This window comes from Rubeoparvulum massiliense (assembly GCF_001049895.1).
GTDB classification, from domain to species: Bacteria; Bacillota; Bacilli; order Rubeoparvulales; family Rubeoparvulaceae; genus Rubeoparvulum; species Rubeoparvulum massiliense.
The window spans coordinates 147,994-166,688 of record NZ_CVPE01000005.1 but is presented as its reverse complement, the minus strand read 5'-3'; the positions used below and the strand labels follow the sequence as shown (position 1 = coordinate 166,688).

The following is an 18,695-nucleotide window of genomic DNA, read 5'->3' as shown; positions in this document are numbered from 1 at the left end:
GTTATCAGGCCGAAAAGCCATAAAGGAGAGAGAAGCATGAATGAGGGTATGAGTGAACGCGAAGTGAAGGAACGTCGTATTCTTGATATGCTTGAGCAAGGTCTTATCTCCAGTGAAGAAGCGTATCGGTTATTGCAGGCCATCGATAAAGTAGAAGATAATTTGGAAAACGAAGAGGCGAAGACGGAAGAGGAGCCTCAGTCTGCTTCTTCCCGTCGTAGAGAAGAAAGACAGCGCCATGATGAACAACAAAGGCGTGCGGATCATTGGGAAGGCAAGGTGGAGCAGGCCTTCTCAGCGTTGGAACGTGGAACAAAACGCTTTGGCCGCTTGATGGAGTATGTAGTGGATCAGGTGAAGGCCCTTGACTGGGATGCGATGTTTGATCTAGATTGGCGTGATCGTCTCAAGGTGGAGAAGGAGTGGCATGGTACCTGGCCGGAACAGGGTGAACTGACGATTATCCACCATGCAGGGACTGTGCAAGTACAAGGCTGGCATCGTAAAGAGTACTCCATTCTTCTCAATGCTAGAGTGAAAGAGGATCGCCCCCTTTCTGCGGAGCAACTGATCGAATCACTATGGAAGCATGAGCAAGAGACTACGATCCACCGGATCACGATGGAAGGCCATCGTAAGGTACGGGCTAATATTCAAATCTATGTTCCTTATGATCAGTTGGAACATCTCCATGTGGAGACTAGTAATGGCAAGATCGATTTGGAGAATCTCCATTTTCGCAAGGCGGAGCTAGCGACAGGGAATGGAGCTATTCGTTGTGATGATTTGGATGGGGAGAAGTTTATTGCTCATACATCCAATGGAACCATTCGGATCGAGGATAGCTTCCTTGATCAATTACAGTGTCGAAGCTCCAATGGTTCCATGCATATGGAGGGTAGTGTGAAGCAGGGTGAATTGGAAACCTCCAATGGTAGTATTCACTATGAAATGACCAGAGCTCAAGGTGGAGAGCTGATACTCCAAACCAAGAATGGCCATATCCATGTGGAACTCCCAACGGAATCCTTAGGCCTTGAAGGAGTTGTTCAAACCAAGTCAGGCTCCATTGATATTGATGTGCCTTCTGTGGTAATCCGTTCTGAAGTAAGACAAGGAGCGCAACGTACTATTCATCTTGAACGAGATCTCAATGCATCAGAATTACTACATCTCCGTTGTAGTACAATGAATGGATCCATCAATATCGACTAAAGGTAGACGAGTAGGTAGAGGCTCGTCAGAGGCTAGGAGTTGAAGAGAGGATTGAGGCAGGTATGAGCCAGCTTTTTGTGAAAGATGTGGTCGAGCAGTTCTCACTCAAGGTCGTTGCAGGTCATCGGGGGTTAGCACGTCCCATTAAGCATTCCGATATTAATCGACCAGGGATTGAGCTTGCGGGATACTTTGATTATTATCCACAGGAATATGTTCAGCTTTTAGGAATGACGGAATGCTCATTCATCCAGACCTTATCTGAAGCCTTACAAATGGAAAGATTTCAGATTCTATGTGGGACCAAAACGCCCTTTATCTGTATCTGTCATGGGATGGAGGTTCCTGCTCTTCTCATTGAGGCCGCAGAGCGAAGCGGGGTTCCACTTCTATGTACACCCATCTCTACAACAAAAATGGTGAGTAAGCTCGCCAACTATTTGGAGGGACGTTTAGCCCCTAGTACAACCTTACATGGTGTCTTAGTCGATGTATATGGAATGGGAATTTTGTTGATGGGCAAGAGCGGGATTGGGAAGAGTGAGACGGCTCTCGAGCTGGTGAAGCGTGGCCATCGTCTGATCGCCGATGATGCGGTGGAAGTACGACAAACCTCAGAGAATCGTTTAATTGGTAGTGCACCAGAGCTGATTCAACATCTTTTAGAGATTCGAGGTCTCGGCATTGTGAATGTGATGACGCTCTTTGGTGCTGGTGCAGTACGAAGCTATAAAAAAATCACGCTGGTGGTTCAGTTAGAGGTATGGGATCCTAATACTCAATACGATCGCCTCGGCTTGGATGAGCAAAGGATCCGTATCTTAGATACAGATCTTCCTAGATTGGTGATTCCCGTACGTCCTGGTCGAAATTTAGCAGTATTGGTGGAAGTGGCTGCGATGAATTATCGCCTTAAATTATTAGGCTATAATGCTCCCGTCCATTTTTCCCAGAAATTGATGGAATCCATTGAGGAAGAAGAGATCTAGTATTTCATTGAAATTGTGGTATAATCATTAGATGTTTTTTAGAAAAGGCTGATTCTGTGCTTGAAAGCGAGAGAGGATGATTCAATAATGATAGAGGCCATTGACCCCATTGCCTTCTCCATTGGATCCATTGAGGTTCACTGGTATGGGATAATTCTGAGTCTGGCAGCCCTAAGTGGTATTCTCATGGCGATCTGGCAGGGAAAGTACCTCGGCGTGGATTCTAATACACTCCTTGACCTGGCCATTGTGGCCATTCCCCTTGCTGTGGTAGGTGCACGGATCTATTTTGTGATCCTACGCTGGAATGTCTACTATAGCTACTATCCTGAGGATATCCTGAAGGTTTGGAAGGGTGGTCTTGCCATCCACGGTGCCTTAATTGCCTCCGTCATTGTGGGGTGGTTCTTCGCACGCCGTCGGCAGATTCCCTTCTGGCGTCTTGCGGATGTGGCTGCACCTGCCATCCTGTTAGGGCAAGCCATTGGTCGCTGGGGAAACTTTATGAATCAGGAAGCACATGGTGGTCCTGTATCCGCTGAGTTCATCTCCCATTTTCCATCCTTTATTGCCAATCAGATGTATTTCAGTACGGAAGCATATGGCTTAAATTATTATCATCCTACGTTCTTATATGAATCCATCTGGAATCTGATCGGTGTTCTACTCCTCATTGGTCTAACAAGACTCCGTCATCACCAAGGGGAGGTTTTCTTCAGCTATCTGATCTGGTATTCCATCGGTCGTTTCTTTATCGAGGGGCTACGGACAGATAGCCTAGCCTTTAATGGACCCCAATGGTTTGCCGATCTCTTAAATGCGTTGTGGGCACCCCTCGGACTCTTCTTGGATCAGGGCGTTTTGGAGGATGGAAACATTCGAATGGCACAGACCATCAGCCTTGTAATTGTGCTTATTTCCATCATTCTTATGGTTTGGCGCCGGCGTCATTACCGGCAATTTGAGGGAGGAAGTCTACATCAATGATTACCACGATGACATTTCGTAATGGTTTAAAGGCAGGATTACAGACAGCATGGCAATTAGGGAAGATCATTTTTCCTATTACGTTCATCGTCTCTGTCCTGCAATATACACCGGTGATCGGTTGGATCGAGCAGCTGTTTGCACCGGTAATGGGATTGGTCGGCTTAAATGGGGAGGCAGCAATCGTCCTCGCCTTAGGCACATTGGTCAATCTCTATGCAGCAATTGGAGCCATCTTAGGCTTAACCCTATCCATAAAACAAATCTTTATCTTAGCGGTCATGCTAAGCTTCGCTCATAATCTTATTATTGAATCGGTGGTAGCGCGGAAGGTTGGAGTCAGCGCTTGGTTGATGGCGTTGATCCGCTTAGTGCTAGCTTTTCTTATGGCGGCATTGGTCAACCTCGTTTATCAGGGCGGAAGTGAGATCGTCCATCATGGTGGAGTGATTGCTGCCAGCGCCGATCCCACATGGCAAGCCATTCTTTATCTAGCGTTCATGAAGGCTGTCTCCGGGATTCTACGGATGCTCATGATTGTTTTACCAGTCATGTTATTTATTCAAGTATTAAAGGATATTCATGTATTACAAAAATTGGCACGCTTAATGCAGCCTTTTACCAAGCTTTTAGGCGTTCATCCCAATTCTGCTGTTGCATTTTTAGCAGGACTCATCTTTGGCCTGGCCTATGGTGCAGGTGTGATGATTCAAGCAGCTGAGGAAGAAGGGCTATCGAAAAAGGATCTCTATCTCATGTCATTCTTTCTCGTGGCCTGTCATGCCATTGTAGAGGATACCTTGGTCTTTTTACCATTGGGGATCAATGTTCTTCCCCTGCTCTTACTACGGTTTAGCGTAGCGTTGGTGATGACGGTGATTATCTCCCGTGTTTGGAAGCGGATAGAATTGAATCGAATGGCCGTGGCCAAAGGTTAAGAAGGCATTCGTTTATTTTACGAAGGATGGTGGACCCGATGTTACCCAAGCTCGAGACGGTGTTATTTGATTTAGATGGAACACTGGTAGATACCAATGAACTAATCGTTCAATCATTTCTCCGTACTTTTAATGATTATTTTCCTGGTCGCTATACACGGGAAGCAATCCTCCCTTATATGGGAGAGCCATTACATAAACAGATGGCAAGGGTTGCTCCTGATCGTGTGGAGGAGCTAACCAGTACCTATATAAGTTATAATCTCTCTCTCCATGATGAGCTGATTCGCCCCTTTCCTAATGTGGGAGAAGTGATCAAGGAATTGTCTGAAGCAGGGGTCAATATGGGCGTTGTCACCACTAAACGGAGGAAGACAGCAGAGTTGAGTCTCCGTGCTTTTGGATTGGAGCGTTATCTCTCCATTCTCGTGGCGTATGAGGATGTGAAGGAGCATAAGCCAGCACCAGAGCCCATTGCAAAGGGAATCTCATTGGCGGATGCAGACCCTCGAACAACTCTCTATGTAGGGGATTCTCCATATGATATTCAAGCAGCCCATGCTGCTGGAACGAAGGCTGCAGGGGTTGCCTGGAGCCTCCGTGGTTCAGCCTACCTACAGCAGTTCACCCCTGATTTTCTTCTCCATGATATGCGGGATCTCTACGCAATTATTGGCAAGCAAGACCTGAACAGTGGGGTGAAGTGATGAGGAGAACCACTCGATACGGAGTGGAAGGAAGTAACTCCCTCTGGCAGATCTACCGAACCGTGAACTTCTGGAAGGTCTTTCGAAATACCTTTGTGATTCAGCTCAGTCATTATACCCCTTTTCTCTCTTGGAAGAATTGGATGTATCGCCACCTTCTCAAGATGAAGGTGGGAGAGAAGACGGCCTTTGCGTACAAGGTAATGGTGGATATCATGTATCCAGAGTTGATTCAGGTAGGTAAAAATTGCGTAATTGGCTATGGTACCACTATTCTTTGTCATGAGTATCTCATCGAAGAGTATCGCTTAGGTCAGGTAGTCATTGGTGATCATGTAATGATTGGGGCCACCTCCTTAATTTTACCAGGTATCCGTATTGGGGATCATGCCATTGTCGCAGCAGGAAGTGTGGTCACCAAGGATGTACCACCTTATACGATGGTGGCAGGCAATCCAGCGAAGATTATTAAACATTTGGATGGAAAGACTTCGTAGTGATCTGCATGAGATCTATACAGTAAGTAGAGGCTATTCACATTCTCATCAACAAGTGTTCCGAGTGTTTTCGGAACACTTTTCTTTTGGGAAGTAGGAATCCTTTGTGATATACTTGCCTGTAAGAAGCATCGGAATGATTGAATGAGGAATAAGTGAAGGATGATGAACCCATGAGACCTCATAGAAATAAAGTGGTCCCTATGAAACAAGATGCCCAATTCTTTTTACAATTGGGATTAAAATATCGTGAAAAATCTTATTATGATAAAGCAGTCAAATACTTTAAAAAGAGCTTGATCTTGAACCCGAAGGGGAAGGATGCCTACTACTATCTTGCAGAATCCCTAACGGAAGCTGATCGGATGCGCGAGGCCAATCAAGTTCTTAAATTTATGCTGAAAGAGTGGAATCAAGAGGTCAGTGATTGCAACTTTCTGTTGGCGAACAATTATATGCTCATGGAGCAGTGGGAGCTAGCAGAGGAATATGCGTCCCGCTATCTTGCCGAGTCTCCCTTTGGGGAGTATGCAGATGATGCAGAAGATATATTAGACTTTCTCAGCTTTGAACTTGAGATGCCAGTAAAGATCATTCGCAGCAAGGAAGAGCAGCAGCTTTTTCTTCGACATCAAGAAGCACGGGAACTTTTGGAGAATGGAGAGATTGAGGAGGCTGCAAAAAAATTAGAGGAGATCGTCAAGGATCATCCTGATTTTTCTGCTGCGCAGAATAATTTAGCCTTAGCCTATTTCTATTTGGAACGGCTAGATGAAGCACTCTTCACTACGACACTTTTATTGGAGCGAGATCCGGGAAACTTGCATGCACTAGCCAATCTTGCAGTGATCTATACACATAAGCAGGAATTAGAAAAAGCTGTACAAGTGCTAAAGTTACTTCGTAACATCTGGCCGATTCAAGAGGAGCAAATGTTCAAGCTAGCAGCCACATTTGGGATGCTTGGGGACCATGAAGAGGCGTATCGACGCTTTCAAGTACTTATTAATCACCAGGTGTCAGGAGATATTATTGCGCAGCATTTCTTAGCGATTTCTGCCTTTAATACGGGAAGATATAAGCTCGCACGTAAGTATTGGAAACAGTTAGTACAATGGATTCCTGATGAGGATGTACCCTCATTCTATCTTAAGCTTGTGGAAGATCAGCTTGCTGGTCATGTGAACTATGGGATGCTTCCTTATAATTATCAGAAGTTAGATGAATCGTTTTTCGCTCAGATCACAGAACATCATGGCCTTGTGCAACGATTGTGGAATACCCCCTATCTAAGGTCTACCTTAATCTGGGCATTCCGTACGGGAAGTGGAGAGACGAAACAACGCTTACTCCAAGCCTTTATCTACCTACCTGATGAGGAGACGAAGCAAGTGCTTCGCCAGCTCATCGACGATACTACCCAGGAGGATTGGCTTCGGCAGATGGCCATTCTCGTGTTAATTTGTCTTGGTAAAGGTGAAGGGTATACGGTGACTTGGGAAGACCAGGAGATTGAGTTGGATGAGCCAGAGAATTATCCAGACTGGCTTGCGTTCTTATATGATGTGGTCTTCCGACTCCGTTTGGGCATCCAAGGGGACCAAAGTAGCATGGTTTATCAGACAGCGATTGCCCTGTGGGTTCAATATTTGTCCAGCGGTTCACAGCTACCAGCGAAGCGAAATAGTAGAGCATGGGCAGCAGCGGTATTGTATGAAGCTGTTCAGGAAGCGACACCTGCCATTACCCAGCGGGAGATGGCATTCATCTTTGAGGCACCTCTTTCTACCATGCAAACATATCTACGGGAATTGAGGCAAAGTATTTCAGATCATGAAGATTAAATATACCCCAAAGGGTATTTGACAGATCTCATCTCCTCATGATATAAATAAGATAATCATGAATTGTATTGATAAGCGAAGTGACATGATGTATCCCCCATCTGCAGAGGTGGGGGATCAATGTCGACACGCTTTGAATTGGAGGGAAGAGTAAAATGGCAGAGGAAAAGATTTATGATCTTTTAATCGCCGGAGCAGGACCTGCTGGAATGACAGCAGCAGTTTATGCAGCCCGGGCGAATATGAGTGTAGGGATGATTGAGCGTGGTGTACCTGGAGGTCAGATGGCCAATACTGAAGCAATTGAGAATTATCCAGGCTATGAGAGTATCTTAGGCCCCGATCTTTCCAATAAAATGTTTGATCATGCTCGTAAGTTTGGCGCGGAGTATCTTTATGGGATGATCAAAGAGATTCGTGAGGAAGGAAACCTCAAGGTTATAGATTGTGGTGATAAGGTATTCAAGGCGAAGAGCGTGATCATTGCTACTGGCGCAGAGCACCGTATGTTGAATGTACCTGGTGAACAAGAGTTAGCTGGTCGTGGCGTAAGCTATTGTGCAGTCTGTGATGGCGCCTTCTATAAGGGCAAGGAACTGGTGGTCGTAGGTGGTGGTGACTCTGCTGTAGAGGAAGCCATCTTCCTCACCAATTATGCCTCGAAGGTTACAATTATCCACCGCCGTGATGAGCTACGAGCACAAAAGATTATTCAACAGCGAGCCTTCGCCAATGAGAAAATCTCTTTTATCTGGAACCATACAGTGGAAAAGATTCTAGGTGAAGAGAAGGTTGAAGGTGTTCTTATCAAGGATCGGAATACTGGAGAGGAGCAAGTATTTCGTGCAGATGGTATTTTCATCTATGTAGGGATGGATCCTCTTAGTGATGCTGTGCGAAATCTTGGAATCACCAATGAAGCAGGCTATATCCTCACCGATGAAAAGATGCATACTAGCATTCCCGGTATTTTTGCTGCTGGTGATGTTCGCGAGAAGACACTTCGTCAGGTTGTCACTGCAACAGGAGACGGGAGTATCGCAGCTATGGAAGCTCATCATTATGTTGAAGCTCTCGCTGATGGGGAAATAGAGGAGCAAACAACGGAAAAAGTGTTAAATTAAAAATTTTAAGATATTTTTAACATGATTGTAATCCAATTGTTATCTTCGTTGGGTAAGATAGGGGTATCTCTTGTTACCCCCTTAAGACATAAATTGGTACTAGACGTTACACTTGGTGTAACGTCTCTTTCTTTGTTACATTAAGTTTGCTATGCTAAAGCATATAGTGATAGAAAGATGGGGTCAAAATGGATCAGGAAATCTCCATGGTTATCATAACTGGGATGTCAGGTGCAGGAAAAACAGTGGCCATGCAGAGTTTAGAGGATAATGGCTTTTACTGTATTGATAATTTACCACCTGTATTAATCCCGAAGTTTGCAGAGCTAATTGAACAGTCGGGTGGAAAAATCGGTCGTGTCGCGTTGGTTATTGATTTACGTGGACGACAATTTTTTGATCAACTCTTCACTTCATTAAATCAACTCAATCAATTTCAAGGGCTTAATGTGAAGATCGTCTATTTAGATGCAAGTGATCAAACCTTAATTTCTCGGTATAAGCAGACACGCCGTCGCCATCCTCTCGCCCCTGAGGGTTCCCTCCTCGATGGAATTCAGCGGGAGCGCAAGCTATTGGAGGAGTTAAAAGGCCGAGCCAATCTCATTTTAGATACATCACGTATGAAACCGCTTCAATTAAGGGAACGAATGGTTGACTCATTCGTAATAAAAGAAGAAGGTAGGTTCCCTGTCTATATATTATCCTTTGGTTTTAAGTATGGGATGCCCATCGATGCCGATCTGGTATTTGATGTCCGCTTTTTGCCAAATCCCCATTATGTTGATTCATTGCGTCCAAGAACGGGTAAGGATCCCGAGGTAGCAGAGTATGTGATGAAGTGGAAGGATACAGAACAGTTTCTTGAGCAATTGACACAGTTCTTAACCTACTTACTTCCCCAGTATAAAAGGGAAGGAAAAGGACAAATTGTGATTGCCATCGGTTGCACAGGTGGGAAACATCGCTCTGTTACCATTGCGGATTATTTATACCGTTACTATGCTCAAGATTTTAGAACTTCCATTGCACACCGCGACATTGAGAAGGAGTAGTTGAATGACTCCATCATTAAGTATGGGAGAGATCAGGATGGAGATAGAGAAGCAACATGGTCAACCCAATGTAGTTGTTTTAGGTGGAGGTACGGGTCTTCCTGTGGTCTTACGAGGTCTCAAAACCTATCCCCTTAATTTAACAGCAATTGTTACTGTAGCGGACGATGGGGGCAGTTCTGGAAAGCTACGGGAAGAGATGAATATGCTACCCCCTGGCGATATCCGTAATGTATTGGTTGCCCTTGCAGATATGGAGCCTTTGCTAGAGAAGATGATTCAGCATCGCTTTAATAATGGTTCAGGACTGAGTGGTCATACCTTAGGAAATCTAATTATTGCGGCATTGACAGAGATTAGTGGGGATTTTGTCAAGGCGGTTCATGCTTTTAGTCATGTTTTTGCAGTGGCTGGGAATGTTCTACCCGTCTCTGAAGAACGGATTACCCTTGTTGCAGAGATGATGGATGGACGAGTGATCCGTGGAGAATCAAAGATTCCCCATGCAGGTCAACCGATCCGTCGAGTCTATTTAGAGCCAAGACAACCCCATCCATTGCCGGATACGATTCAGGCCATTGAAGAGGCTGATCTGATCGTGATCAGTCCCGGTAGCCTTTATACCAGCACACTTCCTACTTTAATGGTTCCAGGTGTGGTGGATGCCATGGCGGATGCTCGGGCAAAGGTAATCTACGTTTGTAATGTAATGACGCAGCCAGGTGAGACCGATGGCTTTACCGTAAGTCGTCATCTTGAAGTGCTCTATGAGCATTTGCAACGACCATTTGTAGATGCGGTGCTAGTTAATAAGCGGCCGATCCCTGATCCATTACTGCGAAACTATCTTGAAGAAGGAGCACGACCCGTCCCTATTGATCAACAACGTCTTGTGGAATTAGGCGTAGAAATACTATATGGTGACCTGGTTTCAAACCAATTACTCCTACACCATGATCCAGACCAAGTGGGTGCATTTCTATACAACTGGTTAAGGGAAAACATGGAGAAATGGAATGGTGAATAATGTCCTTTGCTGCAAAAACAAAAAAAGAGTTAACCATGATCGAGGTGGATCAGTGCTGTATGCGGGCAGAGCTCTCCGCATTGGCACAGATGAATGGCACTCTTCAGTTAGGAAAACCATTGGTTCTTGAAATTGCAACAGAGAATGCAGCCATCGCTCGTAGGATCTATATTTTGCTGAAGGAGCTATATGGAATCACATCAGAGCTCTTAGTTCGCAAGAAGATGCGATTGAAGAAGAATAATGTATATCTCGTACGTGTGAAGGAGCAAACGCGGCAAATTCTTGAGGAATTAGGTATCTGGAAGGATGGTCCCGTGGTCCATCACCAAATTGATCCCACCGTCATTGAGAAGGATTGCTGTAAGCGCGCTTATCTTCGCGGTGCTTTTTTAGCAGGAGGATCAGTAAATCATCCTGAGTCCACCTCGTATCACTTAGAGATTTTTTCGTCTTATGAGGATCATTGCCACAGTTTAACCAATCTTACCAACTCATTTTTTTTAAATGCGAAGGAAATTGAACGGAAAAAAGGGCATGTTATGTATATGAAAGAAGGCGAAAAAATCGCTGATTTTTTACGTCTGATCGGTGCTTCGCAAGCGGTTTTAAATTTTGAAGATGTACGGATTCTAAAGGATATGCGTAATTCAGTAAACCGCTTGGTCAATTGTGAGACAGCTAATCTTAACAAAACAGTAAGCGCTGCCATTCGTCAGGTTGAATCCATTAAATATATCGATGCGACCATTGGTTTGGAAACATTGCCACCTAAATTATTGGAGGTAGCGAGGGTTCGCTTAGAACACCCCGATTTGAACCTTAATGAACTCGGTGAATTATTACCCAATGGTAAGGTGAGTAAGTCTGGTGTGAATCATCGTCTGCGTAAGATTGAGGAAATTGCGAAAAACTTAATGGAGCATCCGGAGAATCAAGGTTAACTTCATGCTATAATACAGGTAAATAACATGGGAATCTTTGTCATTATGGAGGGGGAAGTTCAATGGTTGAGGAAGAAGTTGTGGTTACTTTAAAGACGGGATTACAGGCGCGTCCAGCAGCACTTTTTGTCCAAGAAGCGAATCGTTTTCGTTCGGAGATTACCATTACAAAAGATGGCCGTCGAGTTAATGCAAAGAGTATTATGGGCGTCATGAGTCTAGCTGTTGCCCGTGGTCAAGCGGTGATCCTCGGTGCTGATGGGGATGATCAGGAAGAGGCCATTGAGGCACTGAAGCAGATGATCAGTGAATAAAGCATAGCCAACCAAAGAGAGAAAGAACGGATACACAAATGGGAGGAGTGTACTGCTTATTGAAATCCAATACATAGATATGAAGGTGGTTAACATGCTCTCATATTGGGAAATTATCACATTCGTCGTCATCAGTATCTTTGTTCTTATGTTGGTGCTTATTAGTGTTGTTCTTGTATTGGAGAATCGAAACCCCACGAAGACCCTAGCCTGGCTCATTGTTATGGTGTTTATTCCAGTGGTGGGGTTTGTTTTTTATATGCTTTTTGGACAGAGTCTGCGAAAGCGTAAGCAGCTGCAACGGAAAGAGGAGCAGGACCGTTCTGATGCAGACTGGCTTTGGCAATACTCATTCCAGCGTGAACATGTGGAGCTGATTAAACGATACCCAGGAAGTAAACGAAGATTGATCAATCTCCTACTTCATAATTGTCGTGCACCCTTTACGGTAAATAATCAGACGCAGTTGTTCTTAGATGGAAATAGGGCTTTTCCTGAGCTGTTTAATGATTTGAAGCGTGCGCAGCATCATATTCATTTGGAGTTTTATATTGTCCGTGATGATAATTTAGGTAAGCAATTAAAGGAAATCTTAATCGATGCAGCGAAAAGGGGCGTAGAGGTTCGATTTCTCTATGATGCATTAGGTAGTAAAAAACTACCTTCTTCCTATATTAATGAGATGAAGTCCCATGGCATTCAAATGATTCCATTCTTACCCTTACGGTACCCATTGCTTAATAGTAAGGTGAACTATCGGAACCATCGCAAGATCGTGGTTGTTGATGGGATCATCGGATATATTGGCGGACTGAATATCGGTGATGAGTATATGGGTAAAGGTCCATTAGGATACTGGCGCGATACGCATATGCGCATTCAAGGTGAAGCGGTGAAATTTTTACAGCGGGTTTTTTGTAGTGATTGGTATTTTGCCTCGCAGGAGTGGATTCTGACCAAGAGTTACTTCCCAACTCTACAGGAAGCAGATTTGCCCCCTACCGCTGTTCATAAGCCAATTCAGGTGATCAGCAGTGGGCCTGATTCGGATCATGAGTCGATTATGCAGGCCTATTTTACCATGCTTGGCTTTGCACAAGAGCATATCTATATCACATCTCCCTACTTTATTCCGGAAGAAAGCTTAATTATGGCGTTAAAAACAGCTGCCCTCAGTGGCGTGGATGTACGGATTATCTTTCCTGCTAATGCAGATCATCCTGTTGTTCATTGGGCCTCCATGTCTTATTTAAAAGAGCTTCATGAGGATGGTGTGAAGATCTATTTCTATGATAAGGGCTTTATCCATGCTAAGGCGCTAACTGTTGATTCCATCATGGGTAGTGTAGGCTCGGCTAATGTAGACTTACGGAGCTTCCAGCTCAACTTTGAAGTGAATGCCATCCTCTATGATGATGATGTTGTGAAGGAATTAGAAGTGCAATTCCTCAATGATTTAAAGGAATGTAAGAGCTATGAGGAGTATGTCAATCCCGATCCTTCCCTATGGATTCGAATTCGTGAATCGATTGCTCGGCTCTTTTCACCGCTTTTATAATTTTTTTGAGCGGGGCATAACCTTTCTTCCTTCCCAGTCGTTACCATGGTAGAAAACAGTATGGGAGGAGGAAGAATAATGAAAATGAACTTACTTTGTAGAAATAATAGGACCATGCTTATGCTGATGACCCTGGTATTATTGGTTACAATGCTTCCACTATCAGCGACGGTTCATGCTGAACCAGCACCAGGAAGTAGTACTAACTTGACAGCAGTCTATGTATCGGGTACGGCCACCATGAAGGTGCAGCCTGATGTGGCCTATGTTCAATTTGGTGTAATCACAAGAGAAGCTACAGCAGAGAAGGCCAATGAAGCCAATCGTATCAAAATGGATGCAGTTCGGAAGGCACTTGCTCCATATCAACTAAAGGATGAAGAGATTAAGACGATTCGCTTCTCAACCTATCCAGAGTATAGCTATAAGGATGATGAACGGAAGCTAATTGGCTATCAAGTCCAACATATTTTAGAGATCAAAGTGAGAGATCTTCAGAAAATCGGCGCCATTCTCGATGCAGTTCATGCTGCAGGTGTGAATGAAGTGGATTCCATTTACTTTGATACAGAGAAGGATGCGGAGTACGAACTCCAAGTTCTGTCAGAAGCCATGAAGAACGCTAGGATTAAAGCAGATACCATCGCTAAGGCGTTGAATGGGAAGGTTGTTGGTGTCCAATCAGTCACTTATAATTCTCCTGGTTCTGGTCCCATTTTCACACCCATGTATAAAGAAGAAGCGATGATGGAAATGGCTACTAATACGGTACAAACAGCCATCGCTCCCGGTGAAATGGAGATACGAAGTGATGTTCAGGTGATCTACCAAGTTAAAGTGAATCCATCATAATGGAAGAAAGTATTAGGGAAAGGATGAATACCCATGAAAGCAACGAAAGCTTTTTTACTCGGTATTTTGAGTACGCTGCTTGTCGTATCCATCGTCGGTTTTGCCCACCCATCATTGGAGATTACCTGGCATAAAGTTCAATTGGAGTACAATGGCAAACCATTCAGTGGATCTACAGCTGATCCATTCCTCTATGAAAATCAAGGGAAGCAGGTTCCCCTTGCCTTTCTATATGAAGGAACAACGTATGTACCACTTCGTTTAATCGCTGAGCAATTTAATAAAGAGGTTACCTGGGATGAAGGGAGTCGAACTGTAGCTATCCGCGATCGTCAGGTGGATCCTGCTGATGAAGGTCAGGATCATGTGGTGGATGATGGAAGTCGAGGGGGAGAGAAGGTGGAATTTACTCTCGTCACTGAACCCAGTCAGGAATTACAAACCTGGGTGAAGGGTCGTACTGGTACAGAAGGGCAATATGTGAAGACGGAGAAGGAAAAAACCTATATCCTGCTTACTCGTGGGGAAAAGAACACGGGAGGATATGGTGTGGGAGTGGAAGCGGTTTATCTAAAGGATGGTAAGCTTAATGTAGACTTTGGTTATATCGATCCATCTCCCGATGATATGGTCATCGAGGTCTTCACCTATCCCTATGTGTTAATCCAGGTGGAAGGGGAATGGACGATAGATCAGCTGCAATTCAATCTCACTACTCCGGTCTCAGAGCTGACACCAGGCTCTACACCACCTAGTGCGCCAGCTCCAACACCTACTGAACCAAAGGTTCCTTTGAACCCCAGTCAAGCTAAGTAGTCTCCAAATATGCTTTATTTTCAAGTGAAATCCCGTAGTGCTCTCAGCGCTACGGGATTTCGATTATTGATGGACTTTTGCTTATTTATTCCGTGTTTGTTCTACGTGTTCAATGACTTGGTCAATGAGACCATACTCTTTCGCTTCGTAGGCACTCATGAAGTTATCGCGATCTGTATCACGTTCAACCACTTCTAGAGGCTGGCCCGTTCTTAAAGCATATTCTTTGTTTAACTTTTCGCGAAGGCCAATAATTCGTTTCGCTGCAATGGCAATATCGGATGCTTGACCTTGAGCACCACCAAGAGGCTGATGAATCATTACTTCACTGTTTGGTAGAGCGTAGCGTTTTCCCTTAGCTCCAGCCATTAACAGGAAGGAACCCATGGATGCTGCCATTCCAATACAGATGGTGGAAACATCAGGCTTAATATACTGCATGGTATCAAAGATCGCCATGCCTGCAGTAATGGAGCCACCAGGGCTATTGATATATAGTGAGATATCCTTTTCAGGATCTTCAGCAGCCAAAAAAAGGAGTTGAGCGACGATACTATTGGCTACTTGGTCATCAATTTCCGTGCCTAGGAAGATAATGCGATCTTTCAACAAACGTGAGTAGATATCGTATGCTCGCTCTCCACGGTTGGTCTGTTCAATTACTGTTGGTACTAAATACATCTTGCTTCAACCTCCCATCGCTGTATAACAGTCTTCTCTAATAAATTTTCACCCTTATCATAACTCAAAGGTCAAAAAAGGTCAAACGAATTTTCTGTTCATTTTACTGCATACTATAAGAAACTGTCATATAACAAATTCATAAAACGTTCATACATTATCAAATAATCTGGGTTATTTCATAATGTTACCTTTTATAGATAAATAAAATAGGTTTATAATGAACATGGCTCCATATGGGGGAGTGTAAAAGGAGAGTATCTTAGTTAGATGGAGGGAGGAAACATTCCATGAGTGAAACAATTTACGAAGCTGCAAAGAAAAAGGGCATGTCCCGACGTGACTTCATGAAGTTATGTACTGCAGTGGGAGCCATCATGGGAATCGACTTTGCTACTACAGACAAAGTGGTTCACGCGATGGAAACAAAGGAAAAGTTACCAGTACTTTGGCTTAACTTTCAGGAATGTACAGGCTGTACCGAATCATTTATTCGTGCTGACCATCCAACGGCCGGAGAGATTTTGTTGGATATGATCAGTCTCGAATACCAAGACACGCTAATTGCTCCAGCTGGTCATGCTGCTGAGGCAGCTAAGAAGGCGATGATGGAAAAGTATCATGGCCGCTATATCCTTGCTGTTGAAGGTGCTGTTCCAACAGATCGTGAATTCTGCTGTATCGGTGGAGAATCTGCTCTTGACCAACTGCGCGAAGCTGCAGAAGGTGCAAAAGCAGTGATCGCTTGGGGAAGCTGCGCTGCCTGGGGAGGAATTCAAGCAGCTAAACCAAATCCCACCAATGCCATTCCAATTGATCGTGTAATTAGTAGTAAACCAATTCTTAAGGTACCTGGATGTCCACCAATACCTGATGTAATGGCGGGTGTTCTTGCTCATATTATTACCTTCGATGAACTACCTGAAGTGGATCATCTTGGACGGGTAAAGGCCTTCTATGGTCAACGTATTCATGATAACTGTAACCGTCGTGCATACTTCGATGCTGGTCTCTTCGTTGAGTCCTTCGATGATGAAGGTGCAAAAAAAGGTTACTGCTTATACAAAGTAGGTTGTAAAGGACCTACCACTTACAACTCCTGTGCTAATATGCGCTGGAACGGTGGTACAAGCTATCCGATCCAATCTGGAAATCCATGTATCGGTTGTGCTGAAAAAGATTTCTGGGATAATGACCACTTCTTCGAACGGACCGCTCGTATTCCTGGAACTCAAACCACAGTAAGTCCTGACAAGATTGGTCTCGGCGTTACTGCTGCCGCTCTCGTAGGTGTTGCTGGTCATGCTGCAATTACAGCAGGCTTCAAGAAACATGATGAGAAAAAAGCGGAAGAGCAAGAGAAATAAGGACGTATACTGACGGGATATTATAAAGTTCCATGACGGAGGGAAAAGGGAGGAAATAAGAATGGCAGAACGTATTGTTGTCGATCCCATTACCCGGATTGAGGGTCACTTACGGGTTGAAGCGGATATCGAAAACGGTGAAATTAAAAACGCCTTTACTGCTGGTACCATGGTTCGTGGTATTGAATTGATCGTAAAAGATCGGGATCCTCGTGACGTGTGGGCATTTGTCCAACGGATTTGTGGGGTATGTACGAACTTTCATGCTTTGGCATCACTCCGTGCAGTAGAAGATGCGTTAGATATTAAGATTCCTAAGAATGCAGAATACCTACGTTATATCATGCAAACAACAGGAATGGTTCATGACCACATCGTGCACTTCTACCATCTTCATGCTTTAGACTGGGTTGACGTCGTTAGTGCATTGAAAGCCGATGTGAATGAAACCAGTCGCATTGCACAATCCATCTCCAAATGGCCTAAATCTTCACCAGGCTATTTCAAGGATATTCAAGATAAGATTAAAACAGTGGTTGAAAGTGGCCAGTTGAGTATCTTTACCAATGGCTACTGGGGTCACTCCGCATACAAATTACCACCAGAGGTTAATTTGATGGCGGTTGCTCACTACTTAGAAGCCTTGGATTTCCAAAAAGAACTTGTAAAAATTCATACGATTATCGGTGGTAAGAATCCTCATCCACACTTTGTGGTGGGTGGTATGGCAACACCAATCGATCTTCATAGCGAAAATGCATTAAATGCAGAACGCTTATCCTATATCGATAAGATCATCGACATGGCTGCCGATTTCGTGAACCAAGTCTATGTACCTGACCTAATGGCCATTGCATCCTTCTACAAGGATTGGACCTATGGTGGCGGTATTAACAATTACCTCTCCTATGGTGATTATGGTACGGATAGCTATCATGATGTGGACAGCTACCTCTTCCCACGTGGTGCCATCTTAAATGGCAACTTGAATGAAGTGTTCGATGTCGATCCATATGATCCAGAGCACATCACAGAAGCCATTGATCGTGCATGGTATACCTATAATGGTCAACCTACAGGTAATCTTCACCCCTATGATGGTACAACTGAGTTGAAGTATACAGGTCCAAAAGCACCATATAAGAACTTGGATACCAATGATAAATATTCATGGGTGAAGGCACCTCTTTGGAAAGGCAATATGATGGAAGTAGGTCCATTGGCGCGTATGCTTGTTGGATATGCGAAGAAAGTGGACCCAATCGTAGATGTAATTGATACCAACTTGAAGAAGCATAACCTACCAATGAGCATCCTACATTCTACATTAGGTCGTACAGCTGCTCGTGGGTTAGAGGCTGTTATCATGGCTCAATTGCTTCGCGATTACTACGATCGCTTAATTGCCAATATTAAGGCTGGCGATACTGTTACCTTTGATCGCACCTCCTGGGAACCAAGCTCCTGGCCAAAGAGTGCCAAAGGTGCAGGTCTTGCTGAGGTTCCACGCGGTGGCTTAGGTCACTGGATCATTATCGAAGATGGTAAGGTGAAGAATTATCAAGCAGTTGTACCAACTACTTGGAATGCTGCACCTGAAACCAATGGACAGAAGAGTGCATACGAAGCTTCCTTAATCGGCACACCAATTGCAGATCAGGAACAACCAATCGAAATTCTTCGTACCGTTCACTCCTTCGACCCATGTATGGCATGTGCTGTTCATATGACAGACTTAGAGGATCAAACAACCACCAAAATTACGATAGGGTAGGTGAGA

18 protein-coding genes are annotated in these 18,695 nt (G+C 44.3%); 17 read left to right on the top strand and 1 reads right to left on the bottom strand.

Annotated elements, in window-relative coordinates; all coding sequences use genetic code 11:
- Positions 1-36: 36 nt before the first annotated feature.
- The 15 genes from BN1691_RS06100 (at position 37) to BN1691_RS06030 (ending at position 14,867) form a co-directional block, all read left to right on the top strand.
- Entirely contained in the window at positions 37-1,215 is a 1,179-nt protein-coding gene (locus BN1691_RS06100) for a DUF4097 family beta strand repeat-containing protein (RefSeq protein WP_048601349.1), read from the top strand.
- Between the two features lie 62 nt (positions 1,216-1,277).
- Positions 1,278-2,204 (top strand): HPr(Ser) kinase/phosphatase, encoded by a 927-nt coding sequence (gene hprK / locus BN1691_RS06095; protein ID WP_048601348.1) that lies wholly within the window; start codon positions 1,278-1,280, stop codon positions 2,202-2,204.
- Between the two features lie 87 nt (positions 2,205-2,291).
- Positions 2,292-3,191, top strand: a complete 900-nt coding sequence (lgt, locus tag BN1691_RS06090) for a prolipoprotein diacylglyceryl transferase (RefSeq protein WP_048601347.1) — start codon at positions 2,292-2,294, stop codon at positions 3,189-3,191.
- A complete protein-coding gene (locus tag BN1691_RS06085; protein WP_082147033.1) occupies positions 3,188-4,129 on the top strand; it encodes a nucleoside recognition domain-containing protein in 942 nt (313 codons plus the stop codon). Before lgt ends, BN1691_RS06085 begins: the two co-directional genes overlap by 4 nt.
- A gap of 38 nt (positions 4,130-4,167) precedes the next feature.
- A complete protein-coding gene (gene ppaX / locus BN1691_RS06080; RefSeq protein WP_048601346.1) occupies positions 4,168-4,836 on the top strand; it encodes a pyrophosphatase PpaX in 669 nt (222 codons plus the stop codon).
- A complete protein-coding gene (locus tag BN1691_RS06075) occupies positions 4,836-5,333 on the top strand; it encodes an acyltransferase (protein ID WP_048601345.1) in 498 nt (165 codons plus the stop codon). Before ppaX ends, BN1691_RS06075 begins: the two co-directional genes overlap by 1 nt.
- Before the next feature lie 173 nt (positions 5,334-5,506).
- Entirely contained in the window at positions 5,507-7,177 is a 1,671-nt protein-coding gene (locus tag BN1691_RS06070) for a tetratricopeptide repeat protein (RefSeq protein ID WP_147545714.1), read from the top strand.
- Positions 7,178-7,332: 155 nt separating this feature from the next.
- Positions 7,333-8,301, top strand: a complete 969-nt coding sequence (gene trxB, locus BN1691_RS06065; RefSeq protein WP_048601343.1) for a thioredoxin-disulfide reductase — start codon at positions 7,333-7,335, stop codon at positions 8,299-8,301.
- A gap of 188 nt (positions 8,302-8,489) precedes the next feature.
- Complete coding sequence (gene rapZ, locus BN1691_RS06060; protein ID WP_048601342.1) at positions 8,490-9,356, top strand: RNase adapter RapZ; 867 nt, start codon at positions 8,490-8,492, stop codon at positions 9,354-9,356.
- Between the two features lie 37 nt (positions 9,357-9,393).
- A complete protein-coding gene (locus tag BN1691_RS06055; RefSeq protein ID WP_048601658.1) occupies positions 9,394-10,383 on the top strand; it encodes a gluconeogenesis factor YvcK family protein in 990 nt (329 codons plus the stop codon).
- Complete coding sequence (gene whiA, locus BN1691_RS06050; RefSeq protein ID WP_048601341.1) at positions 10,383-11,327, top strand: DNA-binding protein WhiA; 945 nt, start codon at positions 10,383-10,385, stop codon at positions 11,325-11,327. The genes BN1691_RS06055 and whiA overlap by 1 nt, the downstream gene beginning before the upstream one ends.
- Before the next feature lie 62 nt (positions 11,328-11,389).
- The gene (locus tag BN1691_RS06045; RefSeq protein WP_048601340.1) at positions 11,390-11,641 is read left to right on the top strand and encodes an HPr family phosphocarrier protein; all 252 of its coding nucleotides are present in this window, start codon (positions 11,390-11,392) and stop codon (positions 11,639-11,641) included.
- 94 nt (positions 11,642-11,735) lie between these two features.
- Complete coding sequence (cls, locus tag BN1691_RS06040) at positions 11,736-13,199, top strand: cardiolipin synthase (protein WP_048601339.1); 1,464 nt, start codon at positions 11,736-11,738, stop codon at positions 13,197-13,199.
- Between the two features lie 78 nt (positions 13,200-13,277).
- Complete coding sequence (locus tag BN1691_RS06035) at positions 13,278-14,051, top strand: SIMPL domain-containing protein (protein WP_048601338.1); 774 nt, start codon at positions 13,278-13,280, stop codon at positions 14,049-14,051.
- Positions 14,052-14,084: 33 nt separating this feature from the next.
- Positions 14,085-14,867, top strand: a complete 783-nt coding sequence (locus tag BN1691_RS06030) for a protease complex subunit PrcB family protein (RefSeq protein WP_048601337.1) — start codon at positions 14,085-14,087, stop codon at positions 14,865-14,867.
- 81 nt (positions 14,868-14,948) lie between these two features.
- On the opposite strand, the gene clpP is transcribed toward BN1691_RS06030, so the two are convergent.
- Positions 14,949-15,548 carry an ATP-dependent Clp endopeptidase proteolytic subunit ClpP gene (gene clpP, locus BN1691_RS06025; RefSeq protein WP_048601336.1) on the bottom strand — a complete coding sequence of 200 codons (600 nt, stop codon included), beginning with the start codon at positions 15,546-15,548 and terminating at the stop codon, positions 14,949-14,951.
- 290 nt (positions 15,549-15,838) lie between these two features.
- Here clpP and BN1691_RS06020 point away from each other — a divergent pair, with 290 nt between their 5' ends.
- A complete protein-coding gene (locus BN1691_RS06020; protein ID WP_048601335.1) occupies positions 15,839-16,915 on the top strand; it encodes a hydrogenase small subunit in 1,077 nt (358 codons plus the stop codon).
- Between the two features lie 61 nt (positions 16,916-16,976).
- Complete coding sequence (locus BN1691_RS06015; RefSeq protein WP_048601334.1) at positions 16,977-18,689, top strand: nickel-dependent hydrogenase large subunit; 1,713 nt, start codon at positions 16,977-16,979, stop codon at positions 18,687-18,689.
- Positions 18,690-18,695: the final 6 nt, after the last annotated feature.

Bases quoted from the DNA above. Each gene is read 5' to 3' on its own strand.
- rapZ (WP_048601342.1), top strand. From the start codon at position 8,490: ATGGATCAGGAAATCTCCATGGTTATCATAACTGGGATGTCAGGTGCA.
- ppaX (WP_048601346.1), top strand. From the start codon at position 4,168: ATGTTACCCAAGCTCGAGACGGTGTTATTTGATTTAGATGGAACACTG.
- BN1691_RS06015 (WP_048601334.1), top strand. From the start codon at position 16,977: ATGGCAGAACGTATTGTTGTCGATCCCATTACCCGGATTGAGGGTCAC.
- hprK (WP_048601348.1), top strand. From the start codon at position 1,278: ATGAGCCAGCTTTTTGTGAAAGATGTGGTCGAGCAGTTCTCACTCAAG.
- cls (WP_048601339.1), top strand. From the start codon at position 11,736: ATGCTCTCATATTGGGAAATTATCACATTCGTCGTCATCAGTATCTTT.
- BN1691_RS06085 (WP_082147033.1), top strand. From the start codon at position 3,188: ATGATTACCACGATGACATTTCGTAATGGTTTAAAGGCAGGATTACAG.
- BN1691_RS06035 (WP_048601338.1), top strand. From the start codon at position 13,278: ATGAAAATGAACTTACTTTGTAGAAATAATAGGACCATGCTTATGCTG.
- BN1691_RS06070 (WP_147545714.1), top strand. From the start codon at position 5,507: ATGAGACCTCATAGAAATAAAGTGGTCCCTATGAAACAAGATGCCCAA.
- whiA (WP_048601341.1), top strand. From the start codon at position 10,383: ATGTCCTTTGCTGCAAAAACAAAAAAAGAGTTAACCATGATCGAGGTG.
- clpP (WP_048601336.1), bottom strand. From the start codon at position 15,548: ATGTATTTAGTACCAACAGTAATTGAACAGACCAACCGTGGAGAGCGA.
- BN1691_RS06045 (WP_048601340.1), top strand. From the start codon at position 11,390: ATGGTTGAGGAAGAAGTTGTGGTTACTTTAAAGACGGGATTACAGGCG.
- BN1691_RS06075 (WP_048601345.1), top strand. From the start codon at position 4,836: ATGAGGAGAACCACTCGATACGGAGTGGAAGGAAGTAACTCCCTCTGG.
- BN1691_RS06055 (WP_048601658.1), top strand. From the start codon at position 9,394: ATGGAGATAGAGAAGCAACATGGTCAACCCAATGTAGTTGTTTTAGGT.
- lgt (WP_048601347.1), top strand. From the start codon at position 2,292: ATGATAGAGGCCATTGACCCCATTGCCTTCTCCATTGGATCCATTGAG.
- BN1691_RS06100 (WP_048601349.1), top strand. From the start codon at position 37: ATGAATGAGGGTATGAGTGAACGCGAAGTGAAGGAACGTCGTATTCTT.
- BN1691_RS06030 (WP_048601337.1), top strand. From the start codon at position 14,085: ATGAAAGCAACGAAAGCTTTTTTACTCGGTATTTTGAGTACGCTGCTT.
- trxB (WP_048601343.1), top strand. From the start codon at position 7,333: ATGGCAGAGGAAAAGATTTATGATCTTTTAATCGCCGGAGCAGGACCT.
- BN1691_RS06020 (WP_048601335.1), top strand. From the start codon at position 15,839: ATGAGTGAAACAATTTACGAAGCTGCAAAGAAAAAGGGCATGTCCCGA.